2 protein-coding genes are annotated in these 1,980 nt (G+C 76.3%); both read right to left on the bottom strand.

Annotated features, from left to right (window positions below; all coding sequences use genetic code 11):
• On the bottom strand, positions 1 to 609 hold a 609-nt coding region (locus tag G3I42_RS33735), incomplete at its 3' end, for a PAS domain-containing protein (protein ID WP_239096860.1).
• A gap of 257 nt (positions 610 to 866) precedes the next feature.
• Positions 867 to 1,980: ATP-dependent DNA ligase (locus tag G3I42_RS33730; protein ID WP_164291468.1), on the bottom strand; the 1,114-nt coding region annotated here is incomplete at its 5' end.

The raw sequence follows: 1,980 nt of genomic DNA, 5'->3' as shown, positions 1-1,980 counted from the left end.
CTCCTCGCGCGCGGCGGGCGGCGCGGGCGGCGCGGTGTGCCGCGCGGTCCCCGGCGCCGTCTCGCGCATGACGAGCCACACGGAAGCCGTGCAGCCCTCGGCGTCGAGCACCGGTTCGCCCAGCAGGCGCACCGTGCGCTCGCTGCCGTCCGCGCGCAGCAGCCGCAAGGTGCCGTCCAGCGCCCTGCCGTCCACGAGGGCGCCGGTCATGAGCCTGGTCAGCGCGGCGCGGTCCTCCGGGTGGACGTAGGAGGGGAGTTCGTCGAGCCCGGGTGCGGGCAGCGCGGGATCGCGACCGAGGAGCGCCGCGAACTCCGCGGAGCAGCGGGCGCCGTCCGTCAGCAGGTCCCACTCGGCGCCGCCGACGTGCGGAGGCAGCGCGCCCGAGGCGCGCCGCTCGCGCAACTCGCCTAGCAGGGCGTCGAGTTCACCCCGTTCCAGCCCGGAACGAGGCTCCGCGCCCCGGCGGACGTCCGTCCCCGGTCCCGTTCCGGCACCCGGCTCCGTGAGGGGCCGCCGGGGCCGCAGCACGGACGGCACGCCACCAGGGACCGGGCCGTCCTGCCACAGGTGCGGCGCGGGACGGTCCGTGGAGGCGGGCGGGGGCATGGCGGCTCCGATACGGCGTACCCACGGGCCGGCGACGCCGACCCCGCGGACTGGACGGACGAGCACGCCTTCCGGGACCGGGGGCGACACCGCGCGACCGGCCGCCGGAGCGGCGACGTGAAGACTCTGACACAGCCTCGCCCGCCGCGTAAGCCGTTTGGCAACACCCGCGCCGATGGTGCCCCCGGAATATGCCACCGTCTCCGGGGTGGCCCCGCTCGTCGCCCTCCCGGCCCGTGCGCCGGTCCGCTCCGTCCCTACGCGAGCCCGGCGGCCGCCTCCCGCACCGCCTCCACCGTGTCCGCCTCCTCCGGCGTCTTGTCCGGCCGGTACCGCACCACGCGCGCGAAACGCAGCGTCAGCCCGGCCGGGTACCGGGTCGAGCGCTGCACCCCGTCGAACGCGATCTCCACGACGAGCCCGGGCCGCACCCGCACCGTGCGGCCGTCGTCCGACACCGCCAACTCCAGTAACTTCTCCGTCTGTTCGGCGAGCATCGCGTCGGTCAGCCCCTTGAACGTCTTCCCGAGCATGACCAGTTCGCCGTCCGCTCCCCGCGCTCCCAGGTGCAGGTTCGACAGCTTCCCCGTGCGCCGCCCGTGGCCCCACTCCGCCGCGAGCACCACGAGATCCAGCGTGTGCACGGGCTTGACCTTCCGCCACGCCGCCCCGCGCCGCCCCGCGCTGTACGGCGAGTCCAGATCCTTGACCACGACCCCCTCGTGCCCTCGCCGCAGCGTCTCGGCGAGGAAGCCCTCGGCCCCGGCGAGCACGTCCGGCCCCGCCCCGGGCGCCTCCGCCACGTACCGCCGCACCCGGTTCTCCCGCGCCACGAGGGCGGCCAGCTCGCGGTGCCGCCCCGCGAACGGCACGTCCAGCAACTCCCGTTCGCCGACGAGCAGTACATCGAAGAACACCGGCACGACCGGCACCAGCGCCCGCGCCTTCGCGACATCGGTGCGCGAGCCCGTGCGCCCCGCGATCTCCTGGAAGCTACGGGGCCGCCCGTCCTCGTCGTACGCGATGACCTCGCCGTCCAGGACGCACCGCGTGACCGGCAGCGCGCGCGCCACCTCGACGACCTCGGGCAGCCGCTCCGTGATGTCCTCCAGGGTCCGCGTCCACACCGAGACCCGCTCGCCGTCCCGGTGCACCTGCACCCTGATCCCGTCGAGCTTCTCCTCCACCGCGCACGCCCCCAGCGCCGCGAGCGCCTCGGCGACCGAGGCCGCGGTCCCGGCGAGCATGGGCCGCACCGGGCGCCCCACCGTCAGCCGGAACTCCGCGAGCGCCGCGCGTCCCCCGGCGAGCAACGCCCGCGCGACGGGTACGAGCGCCCCGCGCAGCATCACGGCCCGCCGCACCTCCGCG

Origin of the sequence: Streptomyces sp. SID11385, assembly GCF_010548245.1 — a bacterium.
Lineage (GTDB): Bacteria > Actinomycetota > Actinomycetes > Streptomycetales > Streptomycetaceae > Streptomyces.
This window is presented reverse-complemented; position numbering and strand designations above follow the sequence as displayed.